15 protein-coding genes and 1 pseudogene are annotated in these 19,565 nt (G+C 55.0%); 15 read left to right on the top strand and 1 reads right to left on the bottom strand.

The annotated features are described in order from the left end of the window. The first annotated feature begins 38 nt into the window (after positions 1-38). From OMP40_RS32390 to OMP40_RS32360, 7 genes are all read left to right on the top strand, one after another. Entirely contained in the window at positions 39-371 is a 333-nt protein-coding gene (locus OMP40_RS32390) for a hypothetical protein (protein ID WP_277537440.1), read from the top strand. Positions 372-491: 120 nt separating this feature from the next. Then, positions 492-1,880 carry an ABC transporter substrate-binding protein gene (locus tag OMP40_RS32385; protein WP_277537439.1) on the top strand — a complete coding sequence of 463 codons (1,389 nt, stop codon included), beginning with the start codon at positions 492-494 and terminating at the stop codon, positions 1,878-1,880. A gap of 81 nt (positions 1,881-1,961) precedes the next feature. Beyond that, positions 1,962-2,834 (top strand): carbohydrate ABC transporter permease, encoded by an 873-nt coding sequence (locus OMP40_RS32380; RefSeq protein WP_277537437.1) that lies wholly within the window; start codon positions 1,962-1,964, stop codon positions 2,832-2,834. Between the two features lie 23 nt (positions 2,835-2,857). Then, positions 2,858-3,679: a carbohydrate ABC transporter permease gene (locus OMP40_RS32375; RefSeq protein WP_277537435.1), complete on the top strand. Its 822-nt coding sequence runs from the start codon at positions 2,858-2,860 to the stop codon at positions 3,677-3,679. A 73-nt stretch (positions 3,680-3,752) separates the two neighbouring features. Beyond that, positions 3,753-4,064 carry a hypothetical protein gene (locus OMP40_RS32370; RefSeq protein WP_277537433.1) on the top strand — a complete coding sequence of 104 codons (312 nt, stop codon included), beginning with the start codon at positions 3,753-3,755 and terminating at the stop codon, positions 4,062-4,064. Beyond that, positions 4,051-9,729 carry an S-layer homology domain-containing protein gene (locus OMP40_RS32365; RefSeq protein ID WP_277537432.1) on the top strand — a complete coding sequence of 1,893 codons (5,679 nt, stop codon included), beginning with the start codon at positions 4,051-4,053 and terminating at the stop codon, positions 9,727-9,729. Before OMP40_RS32370 ends, OMP40_RS32365 begins: the two co-directional genes overlap by 14 nt. Positions 9,730-9,986: 257 nt before the next feature. After that, a complete protein-coding gene (locus OMP40_RS32360; RefSeq protein ID WP_277537430.1) occupies positions 9,987-11,582 on the top strand; it encodes a response regulator transcription factor in 1,596 nt (531 codons plus the stop codon). Here the strand turns inward: OMP40_RS32360 and OMP40_RS32355 are convergent. Continuing rightward, positions 11,540-11,980: a hypothetical protein gene (locus tag OMP40_RS32355; protein WP_277537428.1), complete on the bottom strand. Its 441-nt coding sequence runs from the start codon at positions 11,978-11,980 to the stop codon at positions 11,540-11,542. The two genes, OMP40_RS32360 and OMP40_RS32355, sit on opposite strands and share 43 nt — an antisense overlap. Before the next feature lie 205 nt (positions 11,981-12,185). Between OMP40_RS32355 and OMP40_RS32350 the strand changes: the two genes are divergently transcribed. The 8 genes and pseudogenes from OMP40_RS32350 to OMP40_RS32315 all read left to right on the top strand — a co-directional run bounded on the left by OMP40_RS32350 (position 12,186) and on the right by OMP40_RS32315 (position 19,505). Then, positions 12,186-13,346: a sensor histidine kinase gene (locus OMP40_RS32350; RefSeq protein WP_277537427.1), complete on the top strand. Its 1,161-nt coding sequence runs from the start codon at positions 12,186-12,188 to the stop codon at positions 13,344-13,346. Positions 13,347-13,476: 130 nt separating this feature from the next. Beyond that, positions 13,477-14,493, top strand: a complete 1,017-nt coding sequence (locus OMP40_RS32345; protein ID WP_277537425.1) for an extracellular solute-binding protein — start codon at positions 13,477-13,479, stop codon at positions 14,491-14,493. Continuing rightward, complete coding sequence (locus tag OMP40_RS32340; RefSeq protein WP_277537422.1) at positions 14,435-14,941, top strand: type 2 periplasmic-binding domain-containing protein; 507 nt, start codon at positions 14,435-14,437, stop codon at positions 14,939-14,941. The genes OMP40_RS32345 and OMP40_RS32340 overlap by 59 nt, the downstream gene beginning before the upstream one ends. Positions 14,942-15,034: 93 nt before the next feature. Next, a complete protein-coding gene (locus tag OMP40_RS32335) occupies positions 15,035-15,922 on the top strand; it encodes a carbohydrate ABC transporter permease (RefSeq protein ID WP_277537420.1) in 888 nt (295 codons plus the stop codon). A 56-nt stretch (positions 15,923-15,978) separates the two neighbouring features. Next, positions 15,979-16,750, top strand: a pseudogene (locus tag OMP40_RS32330) (carbohydrate ABC transporter permease). 25 nt (positions 16,751-16,775) lie between these two features. Then, the gene (locus OMP40_RS32325; RefSeq protein WP_338131297.1) at positions 16,776-18,050 is read left to right on the top strand and encodes a glycoside hydrolase family 127 protein; all 1,275 of its coding nucleotides are present in this window, start codon (positions 16,776-16,778) and stop codon (positions 18,048-18,050) included. A gap of 10 nt (positions 18,051-18,060) precedes the next feature. Next, positions 18,061-18,618 (top strand): glycoside hydrolase family 127 protein, encoded by a 558-nt coding sequence (locus OMP40_RS32320; RefSeq protein ID WP_338131296.1) that lies wholly within the window; start codon positions 18,061-18,063, stop codon positions 18,616-18,618. Positions 18,619-18,671: 53 nt separating this feature from the next. Continuing rightward, entirely contained in the window at positions 18,672-19,505 is an 834-nt protein-coding gene (locus tag OMP40_RS32315; RefSeq protein ID WP_277537416.1) for a sialidase family protein, read from the top strand. Positions 19,506-19,565 lie beyond the last annotated feature (60 nt).

The following is a 19,565-nucleotide window of genomic DNA, read 5'->3' as shown; positions in this document are numbered from 1 at the left end:
TCGTTCGCGTTTTTGGTCAGCATGTAGGAGGTGCTCCAGTGAAAATAGATGCCGGCCAACGTCATAGGCAGAAGAATGAGAAGGAAAACCGCAAGAACGATCTTGTGCCGGATCGGGATTTTCATCCAAAAGCTCCATTTTTGAAAGGGTTTACAATTACGGGCATTCGGCATGATGACTGCTCCTTGGCGAAGGGTACTGGCGCAAAAGCTATTATAATACCAATTGCGCGCACTCGGGTAGAACAATCCGGCTTATTCGGTCTCGTGACGGTCAGAAAGTCAAGAAAACATAAGGAAGATAAAAATATCGGCAGAACATTCGCGGCGCGAGCTTCGGCCGTTCCTCTCCCAAGCAATAAATCAAAATAACGCAACTCATGATGTCGAAAAATGATTCCCCCTTGTATCTTATAATGATCTCGTAGCGCTACAGGGAGAAACAAGCAAGCGGTTGCAGCAGCGATCGGATATTCGAAGGGGGAAGCAAAATTGAACAAGACTTTTTTCAAAACAGGCGGTGCAATCGCGGGAGCGGTGGTGCTGCTCGCGTCCGTGACGGCGTGCGGATCAAACAATTCTTCATCGCCTAACAGCGGCGTATCGTCGTCCGACAATCCTTCGGCCTCGACGTCCGCTTCGGCGTCGGCTTCAGCGCAAGCGAGCGAGCAGATCGCTCCGAAGGCGCCGGTCAAGATCAAGTATTTGACGTACCGGGTCGGCACGCACGCTTCGGCCAAGCTGGAGGCGGAGCAGATCAAGCAGTTCAACGCGAAGTACGGAAATGAGGTCGAGGTGCAGGTCGAAGAGATTCCGAGCGATTCGGCTTATGAAGACAAACTCAAGATTCTGGCGGCCTCGGGAGATATTCCGGATGTGGTCATGGGCAAAAACGGAATCAACGATATTTTGATCAAGGGCAACCTTGCAACCCCTTTCAACGACTACCTGAGCCAGGACCCCGAATGGGCGAAGGAGATCGGCGACGAGGCGCTTGCGGCCAACACCCGCGACGGCAAAGTGTGGTCGATCAGCGATCAGAAGCAGACCGTCGGCTATTTCTACAACAAGGAAATGTTCGAGAAGGCCGGGATCAAGCCGGCGCAGACCTGGGACGAGTTCATGAGCAACAACGAAAAGCTTAAAGGCGCCGGCTTCGTGCCGCTCGCCCTGATGACAGGCGAAAATGCATGGACGACGAACCTAATTCTGGCTTCGATCGTAGGCACCAGCGGAGAGGCCGGCAACAAGTTCATGAATACGCTGCACCCGTCGGACTTCAATACGCCTGAAATGATCGACGCGCTCGGTAAAGTGAAAACGATGCTGGAAAAATACACGACCAAGGATGCGATTGGCGCCGGCTATGCGAATGCCGCCAACAGCTTCTGCCAGGCCAAGGCCGCCATCATCGCAAACGGACCATGGATGATCGGCGACTTCAGCGATACGACGAAATGCGCCGCGGGCTTCGACCAGAAGGTCGGCATCGCCGCCTTCCCGGGCAACGGCATGATCTCTTCCTATGAGGTCGGCTACATGAACGGCGGCAAAACGCAGGAGACGCGCGATGCCGCCGAGAAGTTCATTCGCTTCAAGACGGGGCTCGAAGGACAGCGGATCGCGCTTGAATTCGGCAACGTCGTGCCGGTATCGGACCAGGTGCAGCCTTCCGATGAGCTGAAGCAGAAATATCCGCTGCTCGTGGAGTCGATCGAGGTCGGCAATCAATCGCAGGTGCACTACGGCTCGTTCGATTCCATCGTTTATCCGAATGTGACGGACGCCTGGAAGCTGCTGTATCCGGAGCTGGTATTCGGCAAGTCGACAGCCGAGGAGATCGCCAAGAAGCTGAGCGAGATCGCCGCCAAAAACAAATAGTCGGCGAAAGCAGCCGGACATCGCGGCCGGACGTTCCCGAATCGCAGGGGGGCGTCCGATCGCCCGAAAGGATTTTGACGAATGACCAATTATAGAGGCTATATCGCTTTGTTTTTAATGCCGACGGTCGCCTTGTTTTTGCTGGTGTACGCCGTATCCATCGTCATCTTGTTCGGCACCTCGTTTACCGAGTGGTCGACAGGCTTGAAGCCCGCCTTCATCGGCTTCCGCAACTTTGTCGACATGTTCGCCAAGGATGCGAGCTTTAAGGACGGCTTCTGGAACACCGCTCTGTGGGTGCTGCTGCAGTCGACGCTTCATGTGCTCATCGGACTCGTCTTCGCCATCATCCTGAATATGAAGGAGTTCTACTGGAAGTTCGCCAGAACGGTGTTCATGTTCCCCAACATCATCTCGGGGGCGGCGGTCGGCATGCTGTTCCTGTGCATGCTCAATCCCAACTTCGGCGCGGTGAACAGCATCGTCCGGCTGTTCGGCGACGGCGAATACGCGCAAAACTGGTTCATGGACTACGCGACGGCCTTCCTGTCCGTCACGATGACCTGGCTGCCCTATGCGGCCGTCGTGACGATTCTCATTCTGGCGGAGATCGCCGCGATTCCGGACAGCCTGTTCGAATCGGCCAGAATCGACGGAGCCAGCGAGCTGAAGATCAACCTCTTTATCGTCATCCCCATGCTTCGCAACATCATCGGCACCTGCGTCATTTTGGCCGGCACGAGCATGCTGCAGAAGATGGACATCATCATGATGACGACCGGCGGCGGTCCGGGCAATACGACGTTAAACCTGCCGATGTACATTTACAAGACCGCCATGATGGACAACAACTTCGGCTATTCGAACGCGGTCGGCGTCTTCCTCATCGGCTTCGGCATCGTTTTCGTATTGCTGGTCCGCTATTTATTCAGAATAGGCAACGCTTCAACATGAGCGGGTCGATTGGAGTAACAGGAATGAAAATCGCCTTCACGATTGGCAAGTATTTGTTCGTTTTCGTTATCGTTCTGCTCTCGCTCGGACCTTTCTTATGGATGCTGATGGCCTCCTTCAAGACGAATGCGGAGATTTTGTCCAATTCGCTGGCCTGGCCTTCCCACTTCCGCTTCTCGAACTATACGATGGCCTTCAAGATCGCGCCGTTATCCCGTTTTTATATCAACAGCGTAATTGTGGGCATTGCCGGGACCGTCCTCAACCTGCTCATCCTGGGCATGTCCGCCTATGTGCTGGCGCGGTTCCAATTCCGCGGGAAGAAGCTGCTCACGGTTCTGCTGTCCTTGTCGCTGCTCATTCCAGGCGCCGCCATGCTGCAGCCGCTGTACCTGACCGTGAATACGCTCGGGCTGTACGACAAGTTGATCGGACTGATCATCGTATATGCGGGGTTCGGCTTGCCGGTCTCGTTATATATTTTGTCGAGCTACTTCCTTACGATTCCGAAGGAGATGGAAGAGTCGGCGTATCTGGATGGCGCGGGGTTCATGCGAACGTTTTTCAAGATTATATTGCCGATCTCGCGGCCAGGATTCGGTACGGCGGCCGTGCTGCAGTTTCTGCTCTGCTGGAACGAATTCCAGTTTGCGATCATTCTCACGACGGGCAACCAGAGCCGGACGCTGCCGCTCGCGCTGTATTACTTCAAGAGCCAGTTCGCGAGCGACTACGGCGTCATGTTCGCCGCCACGATGATCGTCATCGCGCCTAGCATCATCGTCTATATTTTGATGCAGAGACAGGTTGTATCGGGGCTTGCGGCGGGCGCCGTCAAAGGCTGACGAAGGCGAATGCAAGGATGAACCGCTCGCATGACAATCGGACATTCAAACTTTTCGGGAGGTTCTGCTGCAAATGTCATTCAAAAAAATGTTATCGGCCGTTATTGCCGGTACGGTGGCCGTATCCGCTCTCGTTGTGCCGCCCGCAGCGGCGTCGTCGGCAGCGGCATTGCCGACGTTCGCCGGTCCCGGCGCCGTCACGGAGCCGGTAGGCTACTCAACGGGCAATATGATGCGGGCAATCTACGATGCGGATTTGAATGCCGGAGACGGCACCTCGTTTTTCATGGATCGAATGTTAGCCAGACCCGGGGACGATCCTTCCTATGGAACGAACGGGGGGGATGATGTCGCGAGGCAAAACGTTCTTTATGGCGTACCATGATCCTTCGATCATCGGTTTTGGAGGCGCTTCCGCCTATATTGCCCCTACCGAGACCGGCAAGGGAGATAACAAGGCAGGGCCGCAGGCCTATAGCATCGCTTTTTCGTCCGGCAGCTTCGTAGAGGATGTATCGAAGCGGGTCGATTACCCCAGCTACTGGACGAGCGAATACAACGGAAACGGCTTGAAGGTAACGGTTAAAAAGTTTATCACCGATCATAACAGCGCCGTTACGCTGTTAGATATTCAGAATACTTCCGGCTCCGCCAAAACGTTCGACGTAACGGCAAGCTCGCAGCTGGCCAAGTCGGCCAGCGGGAACGAATTGCTCGGTCAGTACAACGCTCCGTTCAACAACACGACCATTTATCCGAAGCTGTCGGGCGACGGGATGACATCCGGCAACGGCAAGCTGAAGCGCACGCTCGCACTGTCTGCAGGCCAGACGCAGAGCATGAAGGTCGTCATGGGCTTTATCACGCCGGAAATTCCCGAATCTGCTGCCGAATACGACACGTTCAAGTCGTATGACAACAACACGGCTTTCAAGAAGCAAGTTCAGACCTATAACGCATGGTGGGCCGACAATGTGCCTTATATCGATGTGCCGGATCCGTATGTGAAGAAGATGGCTTACTACCGCTGGTGGATTGTCCGGTTCAATACGCTTGACGCCAACTCTACCAATTACAAATACCCGGTATATATGGAAGGGGTGCTCGGCTATAACAACTCCATCCCGGTATCTCTCCCATGGCAGCTAGAAGAAGGCCGGTATTTGCGCGATCCGGTCTACAATTACGGAACCTGGCTGCTGGCCGGGCGGACGGCGAAGGGAGCCAACTTTACCGACAATCCGGGCAACCCGCAATGGAAAATGGATCATAGCTTTCAATACATCTCCAAGGCCGGATGGGAAAGCTACAAGGTGTTCGGCGGACAGGCCAGCTTCTTGAATCAGGTCGCGCAATATGGCGAGAACGACGTGAGAACGAACAAGGAGCGGCGCGATTCCAACGGCAACAACTTGCTGGAGGATCAATACGACGCCTGGGACGGAGATACCGTCGCCAATTTCTACGCCGCACACCAGGACAAGGTGGATGCGACGTCGGCGGAGTGGGCGAACGCGCAGGCGGTGGCCCAGATGTATGCCTACGGAGGGAATGCCGACAAGGCAGCCGCCATTCAGACGATGGCGGACGGTTTTCGCGATGCGCTGCTAAACGATTTGTGGGATTCCTCTAGCAAGCAATTTCTGAACAAAACGCTTGACGGGCAGCTTAATCCCTGGAGGGATATCAACAATTATTATGTTTTCCAGCAAGGAATGGTCCCCGTCGACAATCCCGACTATAGAGAAGCTTTAAAGCCATGGAGCGACAACGCGCAGTTCGTCACGACGTTCCCGGCCTACGTCAGCAATCTGCAGGATTACAATGCGGCGAAGGCGCAAGGCAAAAATCCCTCGCGGAACTTTGCGCCTGCCATATCGGCGGTCACGCTCAGCATTTTCGCGAACGCCATCAAACAGTATCCGACCGACTACATTTCTACCGAGATGTACAAAAATTTGCTGTATTGGTATACATGGACGATGTACGTAAACGGCGATTCGAACTATCCCGATGCCAATGAGTATTTCAGCGACTGGAACGGCACCGATATGTGGCGTTCATGGATTCACCACAATTTTCATTCAACGTACAATACCCGATTGATCGAGGATGTGTTCGGGCTGGTGCCACGAACGGACGATTCGATCGAGCTGAATCCGATGGATATCGGCTGGGATCGCTTCGCGGCGAACAACATTCGATACCACAACCGCGACCTTTCCGTCGTCTGGGTCAAACCGGGCAGTCCGACAGCTTATGAAGGCGTGCCGGAAGGCCTCTCGATTTACATCGATGGCAAACGCGTCGCAACGGTGGACAAGCTGGCGCATATCGTCTGGAATTCGCGCACCGGCAACGTAACAGTAGTGAGCGGAACCGCAGGCGTGAGCTACAGCGACTCGGATACCGGGTTGCTGCAGGCAGATGAAGTCAGCTTCACTTCGGGGCGCGTGGCGGAGGTGCTTGCAAGCGCGGCTCAGGATGCCAATCCGGAAGTGATCGATCTGTCGCATGCCGGCCTGAACAGTCTCGGATTCGGCAGCGGCAGCGACGAGATCAAGCGCTATCAGACTTTTACCGCCAATTCGAACGGTGTTTTGCACAGCATTTATGTCAAAGTGAAGAAGACGGGCGGAGCCGGCCAAAGCGATCTGTTGGCAGAGCTGTACGCAACCCAAGACAATGTGCCGACAGGAGCGCCGCTCGCTAGCGGCACGGTATCGGCGAGCGCGATCGGCAACGACTATTCGGTAGTCAACATCCCGCTAGACTACGCAGGCTTGGTCGATAGCGCGAAGTATGCGATCGTGCTGAGCCAAGTATCGCCGTCGTCTTCCCGATATGCATGGGCCGCTACAATCGGGGCGACGTCTCCGTCTCAACAATTGGGCAAGTGGAACGGAAGCGCCTGGGTAGATGAATCCGGCGTTGGCAAAGGTTGGCTGAAAGTATACGCCCAAACGACCAACGAGCCTTCCAGGGAAGCGGCCGTCACATCGACGCGTTACAAGGTTAACGATCAATCGAAAACGATAGACGGCGTCAACGACGATTCATTGGATGATTTTCTGGCAGCGGTTGAGGCTTCGCCGGGCGCTTCCGTCCAAGTCTTTAAGGCTGATCGAACAACGCCGGCGACCGATATTCAGAATGGGTATCAGCTCGTCGTGACGGCGGAGGATCAGGCGACGAGCAACGTTTATACCGTCAGAACGGATATGTCGACCATCAACTTATCGAGCGACGGAAATGCGAATCTCGACTTCGGGACGACGACGGGAAGCCAGGTCAAGCGCTATCAGACATTTATCGCCCGAACCGGCTATCCGAATTTGTCCGGTATTGACCTGAAGCTAATGAACGCGAATGCGCGGGACGATGCGACAGTCGAATTGTACGCCGTGGATGAAAACGGGTTCCCGACCGGCCCTGCGCTGGCCCACGGGGAGATTGAAAAATCGGATATCGTCAACGGCGTCATCACCCATGCCGATTTGGTCTATCAGGGACTGATCGCCGGGAAGACATATGCGATCGTACTTGGGCAAAAGACGCTTAGTTCGGATGGCAATGACTATCGCTGGTATTCATCCGCGAGCATGACCGATCCGAACTGGTGGCAAACGAGCGCCCAAAATCCGAAGGTCAAGCAGGATGGGCAAATAGTGACTTCCGGAAAATACGACGGCAGCAGTTGGATGGACGAATCCCACGTGGGCACATACTGGCTAAAAGTGTATACGTCGGCTGCCGTATACAAAGGAGATTTGGCGAACAAGATCGCGGCTGCGCAAAGCTTGCAAGCGTCGGCATACTCGACAGTCTCGTGGACGGCATTGCAGACCGCGCTTGAAGCGGCCATTGACGTCAACAATAATGTCGGCGCCTCCCAGGCGGATGTCAATGCGGCGCTCGAAGCGCTTCAGTCCGCCATCGACGGACTCGAGCCTTACGTAAATCCCGATGCGTCCGTCATCGATCTGTCCCACGACGGGAATGCGGATCTCGACTTCGGCACGACCTTGGGAAGCCAGGTCAAGCGCTACCAGACCTTTATCGCTCGGGCCGGCTATACGGAGCTTTCCGGCGTCGACGTCAAGATTATGAATAAAAATGCGCTGGATGATGCGACAGTCGAGCTGTATGAAGTCAATGAGGGCGGATTGCCGACCGGAGCGGCTTTGGCTCATTCGACGATTGCCAAGGACCAAATTGGCGGCAACGCTACGATCGTTCACGCGGATCTCGGCTATAAGGGCCTGGTCGCCGGTCAAAAATACGCCATCGTGCTCGGTCAATCGACGATCGCCGAGGACGGAAGCGACTATCGCTGGATGGCGTCCGCCGATACGAGCAATCCCGACTGGTGGAAGCCCGACGCCCAAAATCCGCAGGTTAGGCAGGATGGGCAAGATCTTTCATCCGGCAAATACGATGGCAGCGGTTGGGTCGACGAATCCCACGTCGGAGATTACTGGCTAAAAGTTGATACGAAGGTACAAGCGCCGAACGCACCTACGGGCTTGACGGCAATAGCGGGGAACGGACAAGTGGCGTTAACCTGGAACCCTGCACAACAATCCGTAACGTATAGCGTTTATAGGGGGACGGCTTCCGGCTCGTACGATCCGACGCCTGTCGCGACGGTGAACAGCCCGAACTACACGGCAACGGGGCTGACGAACAGAACGACTTATTATTTTGCCGTGAAGGCAACCAATGAGGCGGGAGCAAGCAGCGACTTTTCCAGCGAAGTCAGCGCAACGCCAACAGCGAACCTTTCCGTGACGTATGACGGCAACGGAGCTTCGGCGGGCAGCGTGCCGCTCGACGGCAAGGCGTATGAGCAGGGGGACACCGTATCGGTATTCGGCAATACCGGCAACCTGGAGAAGACGGGCTACACGTTTGAAGGCTGGAATACGGCTGCGGACGGAAGCGGGACAAACTATGGCCCCGGCGCATCGTTTGCGATGGGCGCGGCGAATGTGACGCTTTATGCGAAGTGGACGTACAGAAGCACGGACGAACACTCCGGGAGCGGTCCATCTTCGACGCCGCAGACCGATACCGTTATTTCGACCAACGGTAAAATAACGCTGCCGGTAGGCAAAAAAGGTGAGCTTAGCTTGGGCGATGCGGTCAAGGTCGTGATTCCCGCCGATGCGATCGGCAAAGAGCTGCAGCTGACGGTCGACATAGTGACAGACACGCAAAGCCTGATCGCAAGCAAAGACACGCTGGTCAGCCCGGTATTCGAAATTCTGAAGAACTTTTCGGAAAACTTCAGCAAGGAGATCACGCTGACCTTTACCTTCGATCCGACAATGTTAAAGAAGGGCCAAAAGCCATCCGTGTTTTACTATGACGAATCGAAGCAAAACTGGGTGGAAGTCGGCGGCTTGACAAACGGCAATACGATCACCGTAAAGGTTAACCACCTTACGAAGTATGCGGTATTCGCCGTAGGCCAGGGGACAGATGGCGCGAACCAGTTGAATCTGTTCGACGATATTGCCGGTCACTGGGCGGAGGCGAATATCAAACAAGCGGTAAGCGCCGGAATCATCAAGGGCTATCCGGACGGCACGTTCAAGCCTAACCGTACCGTGACGCGCGCCGAGTTTGCGGTCATGCTGATGAATGTCCTAAAGCCGCAAGACGACGGAGCGGGCCCGGCGACGTTCGCCGATCGAGAGAAGATCGGCGCGTGGGCGCAGCATGCAGTCGCGCAAGCGGTTCAAGCAAGCATTATTAAGGGCTACGAAGACGGCTCTTTCCGTCCGGATGCCGCAATTACCCGCCCCGAGATGGCGGTGTCAGTGGCAAGAGCCTTGGGCCAGTCAAGCGGAGACGCTGCGGCAACGGGATTCGCGGACGACAAGGACATTCCTGCTTGGGCAAGAGGCGCAGTGGCAGCGATGAAAGAGTCGGGCATCATCGAAGGCAAAGGCGCGAATCAATTTGCACCGGGAGATAAAACGACGAGAGCCGAGGCAGTTACGGTGCTGCTGAAGGTGCTATCGTACAAGAACAAGGACAAGTAAAGCGAATTTGAACAAGGCTGCTTTGAAGTCCATTCGAAGCAGCCTTGTTTTTTGATCAAAAAGCAAATATAAATCCACCTATCTAATGATAATCGGCATTTTGGGATGTCGACGATTTGACTATAATAGAAGAGGCTGCGATCATCTTTAATGCTGGCCGCCGAAACAAACGAATCGGGAATTCAAAGCGCCTCCATAAGAAGGGGCTTTTTTCTATTATTCTTCCGACGACAGCGCGGACGAAAGGGTGGAACGAGATGAAAATACTGGTCGTCGACGACGAGCCGAGACATCGCAGAGGAATGGCAAAAATGATTCACGCCCTGCGGCCCGAAGATCAAGTGCTTGTCGCGAATGACGGGGCAAGCGCTCTGGCGCTCGTCAGGGCCGAACAACCCGATGCCGTGTTAACCGACATTCGGATGCAGAATCTGGACGGTCTCTCGTTTCTGAAAATACTGGAAGACGAACGTCTCCATACCAAGGTGGTCATGATCTCGGCTTACAATCTGTTTGAATATGCCCAGACTGCGATACGCCACGGGGCATACGATTATCTCTTGAAGCCGGTGGAGGCCGAGAAGGTCGAGAACGTACTAAGCCGAATCGAAGAGCAGATAGACGAACAATCCCGGCAGCATTCGGAGGCGGAAGCGTTAAGGCAGCGGCTGAATCTCACTTCCCCCGTCTATCGCAGCCGCCTTGTTATGTCCTGGCTGAATGAAAGCTTGACGGAGGCGGAGCGGAACGAGCTGGATGCGCTCACGTGGATTCACGGGAGCGGCACGGTTGTTTTCTCGGAATTCCGAATCGAACCCGGACACCGGGCGGAATGGGATAAAACGGCATGGCTGCAGCGTTTGGAGCAGGCATGGGCGGCATTCGGCGAAGCGAGCACATTCCCTTTGAACGTGTTGGACGAGACGCTGTACCAGGCGGTTACGATCGTCCGGACGTCCCGCTTAGCCCGGGCAAGCAAGCATGAAATTCGTCGGACGGTCGCCTCCCTGGGAACGCCGTGGGCTGAATACGGGCAGCTCTCCCATGGCGTCGGTCCGGGTTGCCGATGCTTATGGACGGAAGCGCCTCAAGCTTACCGCGCGGCGCAAGGGGCCCGACAATACAACTTCCATGATTGCTGGAACGGCCTTGTGTTCCATGACGAGCTTCGTCCGGTCCGGGCCGCCTTGCTTCTTGACGGGGAAAAGCTGTACGAAGCCCTGCAAGGAAGCGATGCGCAACCGGCCGTCCGGATGTGCCGGGACGCGTTCGATCAGCTTGCCGCTAACGGACATGCGGCGCCCGATCAGATCAAACAATGCGCCGCGCTTACCCTGATGAAGATCAAAAGCCGAATTCGCGACGATGTCGATCGGCAAATTGGAAACGTTCTCACGGAATCGGCTTTAAAAGAGGTTCCGTTTTGCCGCACCTTCAACGATCTGATGGCGATATTGGAAACTCGTCTGCGGGAGGTGCACGATTCGATCGGGCAGTCTCGAGCGGACAAAAGCGAAAGGGTCGTGACCGCGTGTTTGCAATGGATACGGGAACATGCGAAGGAGGAGCTGACGCTTGAGCGGGCAGCCGAGCACTTTTTCTTTAATGCGTCCTACTTCAGTACACTGATCAAAAGCCGGACGGGAAAGACGTTCTCCGAACATGTCACGGAGACCAGAATGCGGAAGGCCAAGGAGCTGCTGGCGGCGAACAGGCTGAAAATATACGAAATCGCCGCCGAATGCGGCTATCAGGACACGAAATATTTTTGCAGAGTGTTCAAAAAGCAATACGGCATGTCGCCGGAAGCCTATAAACATACTTCGCTGCCGCAAAGGAGCGGCGAGGCATGAAAATGACTTTCCGCTCCCGGTTGTTGGCCAGCTATATATTCCTGATCGCCGTTCCGCTGATCGTGCTGGGGACGCTTTTCTATCGGACGGGCCTGCGTGTCGTTACGGAACAAGCGCAGAAGAACGTCTACGAGATCGTCAAGAAAAATAACGAAATTATGGACAACAAGCTGCGGATTATCGAGCAGAACAGCGCGTCCATGTTCGTAGACAAAGACTTGTTCCGGGTTTTTAACAGTTTGAACCCGGACAATAATGCGGATTTGCTTGCCGCCGATCGTCTCGTGTCCGATCGGCTGCGCGGCTATTTCTCGCAGATGGACGACGTGTACGCCTATCAGCTGTGGACGTCCTATTTTACGTTCGGTCAGCCGCTGCCTCAGGGCGATCCGACGCAATCGGATATTTATCGTGCGGCAAGGCAAGCGGGAGGCAAGATGGTCTGGTACCCGACCTACGATTTCGTAAAGATGTTCGACCAGCCGTACTTGACGAAGGGGGGCTTTCGACTTTCGCTATCTTTTCTCCGCGACGCGGGTCCTCGATTTCTCCTATTTAAGCAACTCGACGCTGGAGAAGCTGGATGCGAACGTAGAGCGACCCGTGCTCACGATCAACTTCAAAGCGGACGCATTAAACGCCCTGTACGAGAAAAGCATTCCAGACGGCTCCCATTATTTCGTTCTCGATCCGAACAATCGCATCGTCGCCGGCAGCGAGAATGGCACCATCACGCAGATTTATTCGGACGATTGGGTGAGAGAGGTTCAACGCGACGGCAGCGGCACGCGGAGAATCAAGCTCGACGGCGTCCATACGATCGTCTGCTTCGATCGCTCGCAGGTGACTGGCTGGCTGTCCGTCGTCTTGACGCCCGAATCGACGCTCGCCGGCAGTCTGGTGCCGTTTATCCGTACCTCGATCACGCTGATCGCCGTCATCATGGGAATCGTCTCCCTTCTTTTCGCTTACTTTATTTCGGGCCGAATTACGAATCCGATCAAGAAACTGCTCGGTGCGATGCGGTCGGTGGGCGAAGGGGACTTCCAGACGCAGGTTGCGGTCAGCACGAACGACGAATTCGGCATCTTGCTTCAGCGATTCAATCGGATGAACGATCGGATTCGTGTGCTGGTATCGGAAAATTACGAGATCAAGCTAAAGGAACAGGAGGCCGAGATTCAGGCGCTGAACATGCAGATGAATCCACATTTTCTATACAATACGTTAAACGTCATGAACTGGACCGCCATCGAGAACGATCAGAAGGAGCTTAGCAAAATGCTTGTCTGCTTGTCGAACATGCTGCACTATACTTCGCGGAAGGAATGGGGAGCGGTTCATCTGTCCGAGGAAATCGAATGGATGAAAAACTACTTCTACATCATGTCCGTCCGGTTCGAGGACAAGTTCACGGTCAGTTACGAGATCGAATCGGCGGTGTACCCGTACAAGCTGCCGAGGCCGCTTTTCCAGCCTTTTGTCGAGAATGCGATATTGCATGGCTTCGACCAGCTCGAATCGGGCGGGCGCATCCGCATACGCGGCTGGATCGAGGAGGGCGCGCGGCATTTTGAGATCGCGGATAACGGACGGGGAATGAGCAGCGACACGATCCATGCCATTCTATATCGGGAATCGTCTTCGGTCGGCATTAAAAATACGATCGCCCGGATCCGGATGACGTACGGCGAAGCGTATGGAATCGCCATCGACTCCGCGCCGGGCGCCGGAACGAAAGTGACCGTCCGACTTCCGCTTTAAACACCCAATCGAAGTCCACCATTCCAAATTGGCTCGGGTTATGTAAGCGCTGCATCCGGTCTTATAATGAGAACATCATAGACTGCAGCTATGAATCCTTACGGGTTGAAAATCGAAAGGGGTCCGGAAAATGCCACGTCAAAGGAAATCGTTCTCCGTTCTGCTTGCGTTTCTGATCATGCTCGTTACGATACTGTCCGCGTGCGCGAAGTCCGACTCGAACGCCGGAAACGGCAGCGCCTCCTCCCCTGCCGGCACGGCATCCGGCAACTCGGCTCCGGCCGGCACGGCCAGCTCGGCTCCAACAAGCGAAGGATTGTCAACCGAACCGATCACGCTTCGCATGACGGTATGGGGCGCGCCGGAGGAAGTTGCCGCCTATAAGGTGGCCATCAAGAAGTTCGAGGACAAATATCCGAATATCACCGTTAAGCTTCAGCATATTGCCGCCGACTATGACACCAAACTGACGACGATGGTGGCAGGCAACGACGTGCCGGATATCGCGCAGATGGAATCCGCCAGCATTGCGTTCCCGCTTGCGGAGCAGGGCAAATTTTACAATCTCCAGGATTTTCTCTCTTCGGACACGGAGATCAATGCGGACAGACTGGTTCCGAACATTACGTATTCGCTCGAGCCGGGCAATGTGATCGGCCTGGGGCCGGGCCCCGAGTCGTTCGGGTTGTTTTATAACGAAGATATTTTCAAAGATGCCGGCCTGACGCCTCCGCCGGCTAAAGCGTCGGAAGCATGGACATGGGATGAGTTCATCGAAGTCGCCAAGAAGCTGACGATCGACAACAAAGGCAGGAATGCGCTTGATCCGGCCTTCGATCCTAAAAACATCAAGCAATTCGGCGTGAACTTTCCGACGTGGTGGGGAGGCTACAGCAACTTTATTTTCTCCAACGGCGGGGACTTCATCTCCGAAGACGGGAAAACCTTCGCGCTGAATCAGCCGGCCGCGGTGGACGCCCTTCAGAAAATCGCGGATTTGATCAACGTTCACCATGTCGCGCCTTCTCCGGTTCAAGCGAAAAACATTCCGGCCCCGAACATCGCGCTTCAGACCAAAAAAAGTGGCGATGGCCATCGACGGGCAATGGGTCAGCGCGGGATTGGCGCAATCGAAGTTCAATTTTAACGTCGGCGTATTGCCGATCATGCAAAAACCGATGACGACCGTCGTAAGCGGGATGTTCTCGATGTTCAAATCGACCAAACATCCGAAAGAGGCTTGGGAGCTGCTGAAGGCGCTGATGGACCCGGATTCGTCGATCGACCTCATTACGGCAGGCACGTGGATGCCTTCTTATCGCGACTGGTACACGGATCCGGCATTGCTCGCCAAATGGACGGAAAACCTCGATTCCCGCCCATCGGGCTATAAAGACGCGATCGTTGACGTTCTGTTGAACGACAGCCACCAGACGCCGACGGGCTATGTGAAAAACTTCAACAAAATTATGGACATCGTAAATCCCGCTTTGGATAAAGTATGGCTTGGCCAACAGTCCGCGCAAGAAGCGATGGATGCTATCGCGGCCAAGGCGCAAGCGCAGGTGAAGGGCCGCCGCGACTTGAAGGAATAAGGGTTCAGACAAAGCGATCATCAGGGGGGAGACGGCGTTCTTGCGCAAGACAGCCGTCTTCCCGAGCGGGAAGCTTCAAGATCGGAGGCAGGCATGAGAAAAGGGCTGTTTTACGGATTGTTGTTCACTTCGCCCGCCATACTCGGTTTTATCATCTTCACCTTGGGTCCCATGATTGCCAGCCTGGCGCTTAGCTTGACAGATTATAACGTGTTCAAAGCGCAAACCGCATTCGTCGGAATCGATAATTATACGAAGCTGTTCTCGGGCGAAGACGAACTCTTTTATCAATCGCTAGGGGTTACTTTTTATTTCGTTCTTTTGCGGGTACCTGCCGTTATTATCGTTTCATTCGTCATTGCCCTGCTGCTTAACCTGAACGTCAAGGGAAGATCCATCTTCCGCACGATCATCTACCTGCCCAGCATCGTGCCGGCGGTCGCGTCGGCGATGATCTGGATGTGGCTGCTGAATCCCGATCTGGGCCTGATCAACACCGTTCTCAGCTGGCTGCATTTGCCGACGGGCAATTGGCTGTATTCGGAGGGCAGCGTCATCCCGTCCGTCGTCATCACTACGCTGTGGGGGATCGGCGGGACGGTCATCATCTTCCTCGCGGGGCTGTCGGGCATTCCCAAGCAGTATTACGAGTCGATCGACGTGGATGGCGGCGGGTGGTACAGCAAGCTGCGCCACATTACGATTCCGATGGTCACGCCGACGATTTTCTTCAATACGATTATGACGATCATCGGTTCTTTCCAGGTGTTTAACGAGGCTTATATATTAACGCAGGGCGGACCGAACAATAAGAGCTTGTTTTATGTATTTTATCTCTGGCGAACGGGCTTTCGGGATACCGAGATGGGATACGCGTCCGCGCTGGCATGGGTGCTGTTCGTCATCATCCTCATTTTCACCTTTTTTGTCTTCAAAACCTCGAAGTCCTGGGTGCATTACGAAGGAGGGGAGCGTGCGTGAGGCAATCCAGACTGGCGCTAACCGCAGGTTATACGGCATTATTGCTGATCTCGGCCATGTTTATCGTTCCGTTCCTTTGGCTTGCTGCGAAGTTCGCTCATGAACCTGTCGCAGATCTTCACCATGCCGCCGGAGTGGATTCCAAAACCATTCCAGTGGGACAATTTTCATCGCGCGCTAACGGTTCTGCCGTTCGGCACCTTCTTCACCAATACGCTGATCATCGTGGCCGGCGTGCTGATCGGCACTGTACTGACGAGCAGCATCGCGGCGTTCGGGTTCTCGCGCATTCAATGGAAGGGTAGGGACGCCGTATTCGGCATTCTGATGTCCAGCATGATGCTGCCGGCGGCCGTCACCTTGATTCCTAGCTTTCTCGGCTGGAAAATGCTCGGCTTCTACGACACGTTTTACCCGTTGATCGTGCCGGCCTATTTTGGCGGCGGCATCTTCAATATTTTTCTGCTGCGTCAATTTTATTTAACGATACCGCGGGATTTCGACGAAGCGGCCTTCGTGGATGGCGCGACATATTTTCAAATCTACTGGCGCATCATTTTGCCGCTCAGCCGCTCGGCCATCATCGTAGTCGCCTTGTTCAGCTTCCTCGGCTCGTGGAACGACTTTATGGGACCGCTTATTTATTTGAAAAGCGACAGCCTGTTTACCCTTGCGCTCGGCCTGCAAATGTTCCAAGGCTCCTATTCCGCGCAATGGGATCTGCTCATGGCGGCTTCGGCGGCCGTCGTGCTGCCCTGCGTCATCGTGTTTTTGGTCGGGCAGCGCTACTTCCTTGAAGGAATCACGCTGACCGGTCTTAAAGGATGAAATAACGAAAGAAGGAATAACCCGAATGATACCGACAGAAGCACCGTTGATGAATTGGCAGGGCGTTCCTTTTACGAAGGTGACGATCATGGATCGTTTCTGGCGTCCGCGTCTTGAAGTGCTGAGCAAGGTCACGATTAAAGCCTGCCTGGCGCAATGCGAAAAAACCGGGCGTATCTCGAACTTCGCCAAGGCCGCCGGTCTCATGGACGGCGCGTTCGAAGGCATCTATTTCAACGACTCCGACGTGTATAAAGTGCTGGAGGGCGCAGCCTATCTGCTCATGTCGGATCGGGATCCGGAGCTGGAGGCGGAGATCGACCGAATCATCGCGCTTATCGCCGCCGCGCAGGAGCCTGATGGCTATTTGTGCACCTACTTTACGTTAGTTGCGCCGGAGAGCAAATGGACGGATATGGAAAAACACGAAATGTACAATGGCGGTCATTTAATCGAGGCGGCGATTGCGTATTTCGAAGCGACGGGCAAACGCAAGCTTCTCGACGTCGCCTGCAGGATGGTTGACCATTACGATCGCCTATTCGGCCCCGGCAAGCGTCACTGGGTGGAAGGACATGAAGAAATCGAGCTGGCGCTCGTGAAGCTGTATCGCGTCACGCAGGAGGCGCGTTATTGGCGGCTTGCGCTTTGGCTGCTGGAGGAACGCGGTCACGGTCACGGGAAGGGCGAGATATGGGATAAAGAAGAATGGGGGCCGGCCTACTGTCAGGACGACGTTCCGGTTCGCGACATCGAGAAGGTGACCGGGCACGCCGTCCGCGCGATGTATCTCTACACGGCAATGGCGGACGTCGTCCACGCTTCAGGCGATCGGGCCTACGTGGATGCCTTGCATCGGGTATGGGCGCATACGGTGGAGCGCAACATGTACGTGACCGGCGGGATCGGACCTTCCCAACACAATGAAGGCTTTACCCACGATTACGATCTTCCGAACGAGTCGGCCTACTGCGAGACTTGCGCCGCCATCGCCATGGCGTTCTGGAATCATCGGATGAACCTGCTGTTCGGCGACGCCAAATATGCCGACGTGGTGGAGCGTGAAATGTACAATGGCGCTTTAGCCGGCATCTCTTTGTCCGGCGACAAGTTTTTTTTACGTCAATCCGCTGGCGTCGCAGGGCGGCCACCACCGCGTCGAATGGTTCGGCACGTCCTGCTGCCCGACGAATTTAGCCAGATATCTGCCTTCCATTGGTCAGTATGCCTACGCGAGGACCGACGACGGGCTCGCCGTCAATCAGTTCATGAACAGCGAAGCGGAATTCGAGACAGGTAGCGGGCTAGCCGTGAAGCTGAAGCAAACGACGAACTATCCGTGGGACGGCAGGATCGAGCTAGCGGTTCATCCTGAACGAGAAGAGAGCTTCGTCATTCGATTGCGCGTGCCGGATTGGTGCAGAGGCTACAAGCTAAAGGTCGGCGGCGAGCGCCTCTTCGGAGCCGGGGCGTTGACGGACCGCGGTTATCTGATCGTGGATCGCAAATGGTCGCAGGGAGACGTCATCGTCCTGGAACTCGATATGCCCGTAGAGGTCGTTCGCGCCAGGGAGGCGGTTGAAGCCGACCGCGGTCGGCTTGCCATTCAACGCGGTCCCATCGTGTATTGCGCAGAGCAAGCCGACAATCCGGATTTGACCTACGATGCCTTTGCCCTTGCTGCGCGCGAACCGCTGAATATTCATTACCGGCCGGACCTGCTTGGCGGCGTAACCGTATTGACGGGCCTAGCGGAGGAGGGAAAGCCTTGTCTGCTGATTCCTTATTATGCATGGGATAACCGGGAAGAAGGCTTTATGCAGGTGTGGATTCGAGAGGCGGAAGATAGGCGACTGTATCTCTATTAACGATCGACATAGGTTTGCAAGGGTTTGCAATCCATTCCAATGGAGGAATGCATGTGTCGAAGCTTAAAATTCAAATGGCGCTCATCCTGTTGATTGCCTTAATCTGTACCCCGTTATTCGGAAATGCCGCCAAAGCTTTTGGTCCGGTTGCGGTGTGGTCCGGTTCTTCCGCGCAATCCGCAAGTTATGCCAGAGCCTTGCAATTGCAGTACAACGGATCTAACAACGGGAAAATGTACGCAACCTTCGAAACGTGGACCGGAAATGTGCCAGGCCCCTCTTTTCCCATCTTCGAAAGCACGAACGGCGGACAGTCGTGGTCGCAGGTCGGTACGGTAACGGACGTCAATGCCGGCGCCGGCGAATACTTGCGGGAGCAAGGTTTTTTGTATGAATTGCCGCAACAGGTCGGCAGCATGCCCGCGGGCACGATGCTGCTCGCCGTCAATTCCTTTCCGGATGGAGAACAGGTTCATAACCTTCAGTTGTACAAGAGCAACGATCTGGGCAGGTCATGGACATACGTTTCGACGATTGCGTCGGGGGGCGCTTACGGAGGGGGGATGAACTGGCAAAGCCAAGGAATCTGGGAGCCGTTCCTTTTGGTGGCCAACAACAAATTGATCTGTTACTACGCCGATGAGCAGAGTCCGGACCATAATCAAATGGTGGTGCACCGGACGTCGACGGATGGCGTGAACTGGAGCGGAACGGTTAATGACGTTACGCTTGGAGAGCTCAGGCCGGGTATGCCGGTCGTGACGAAAATGGGAAACGGTCAGTACATGCTCGTGTACGAGATCGTCGGTCTGCCCCATGACCAGGTTCATTTCAAAATCTCCTCGAATCCCGAAAATTGGGGGAAGCCCGACCGATCGGGGAACTAGCGTCAATTTTTCCAAAGGCGAAGTGCCCGGTTCTCAGCCCTACGTCGTGTGGATTCCAGC

Source organism: Cohnella rhizosphaerae (assembly GCF_029525575.1).
Lineage (GTDB): Bacteria > Bacillota > Bacilli > Paenibacillales > Paenibacillaceae > Cohnella > Cohnella rhizosphaerae.
This window is presented reverse-complemented; position numbering and strand designations above follow the sequence as displayed.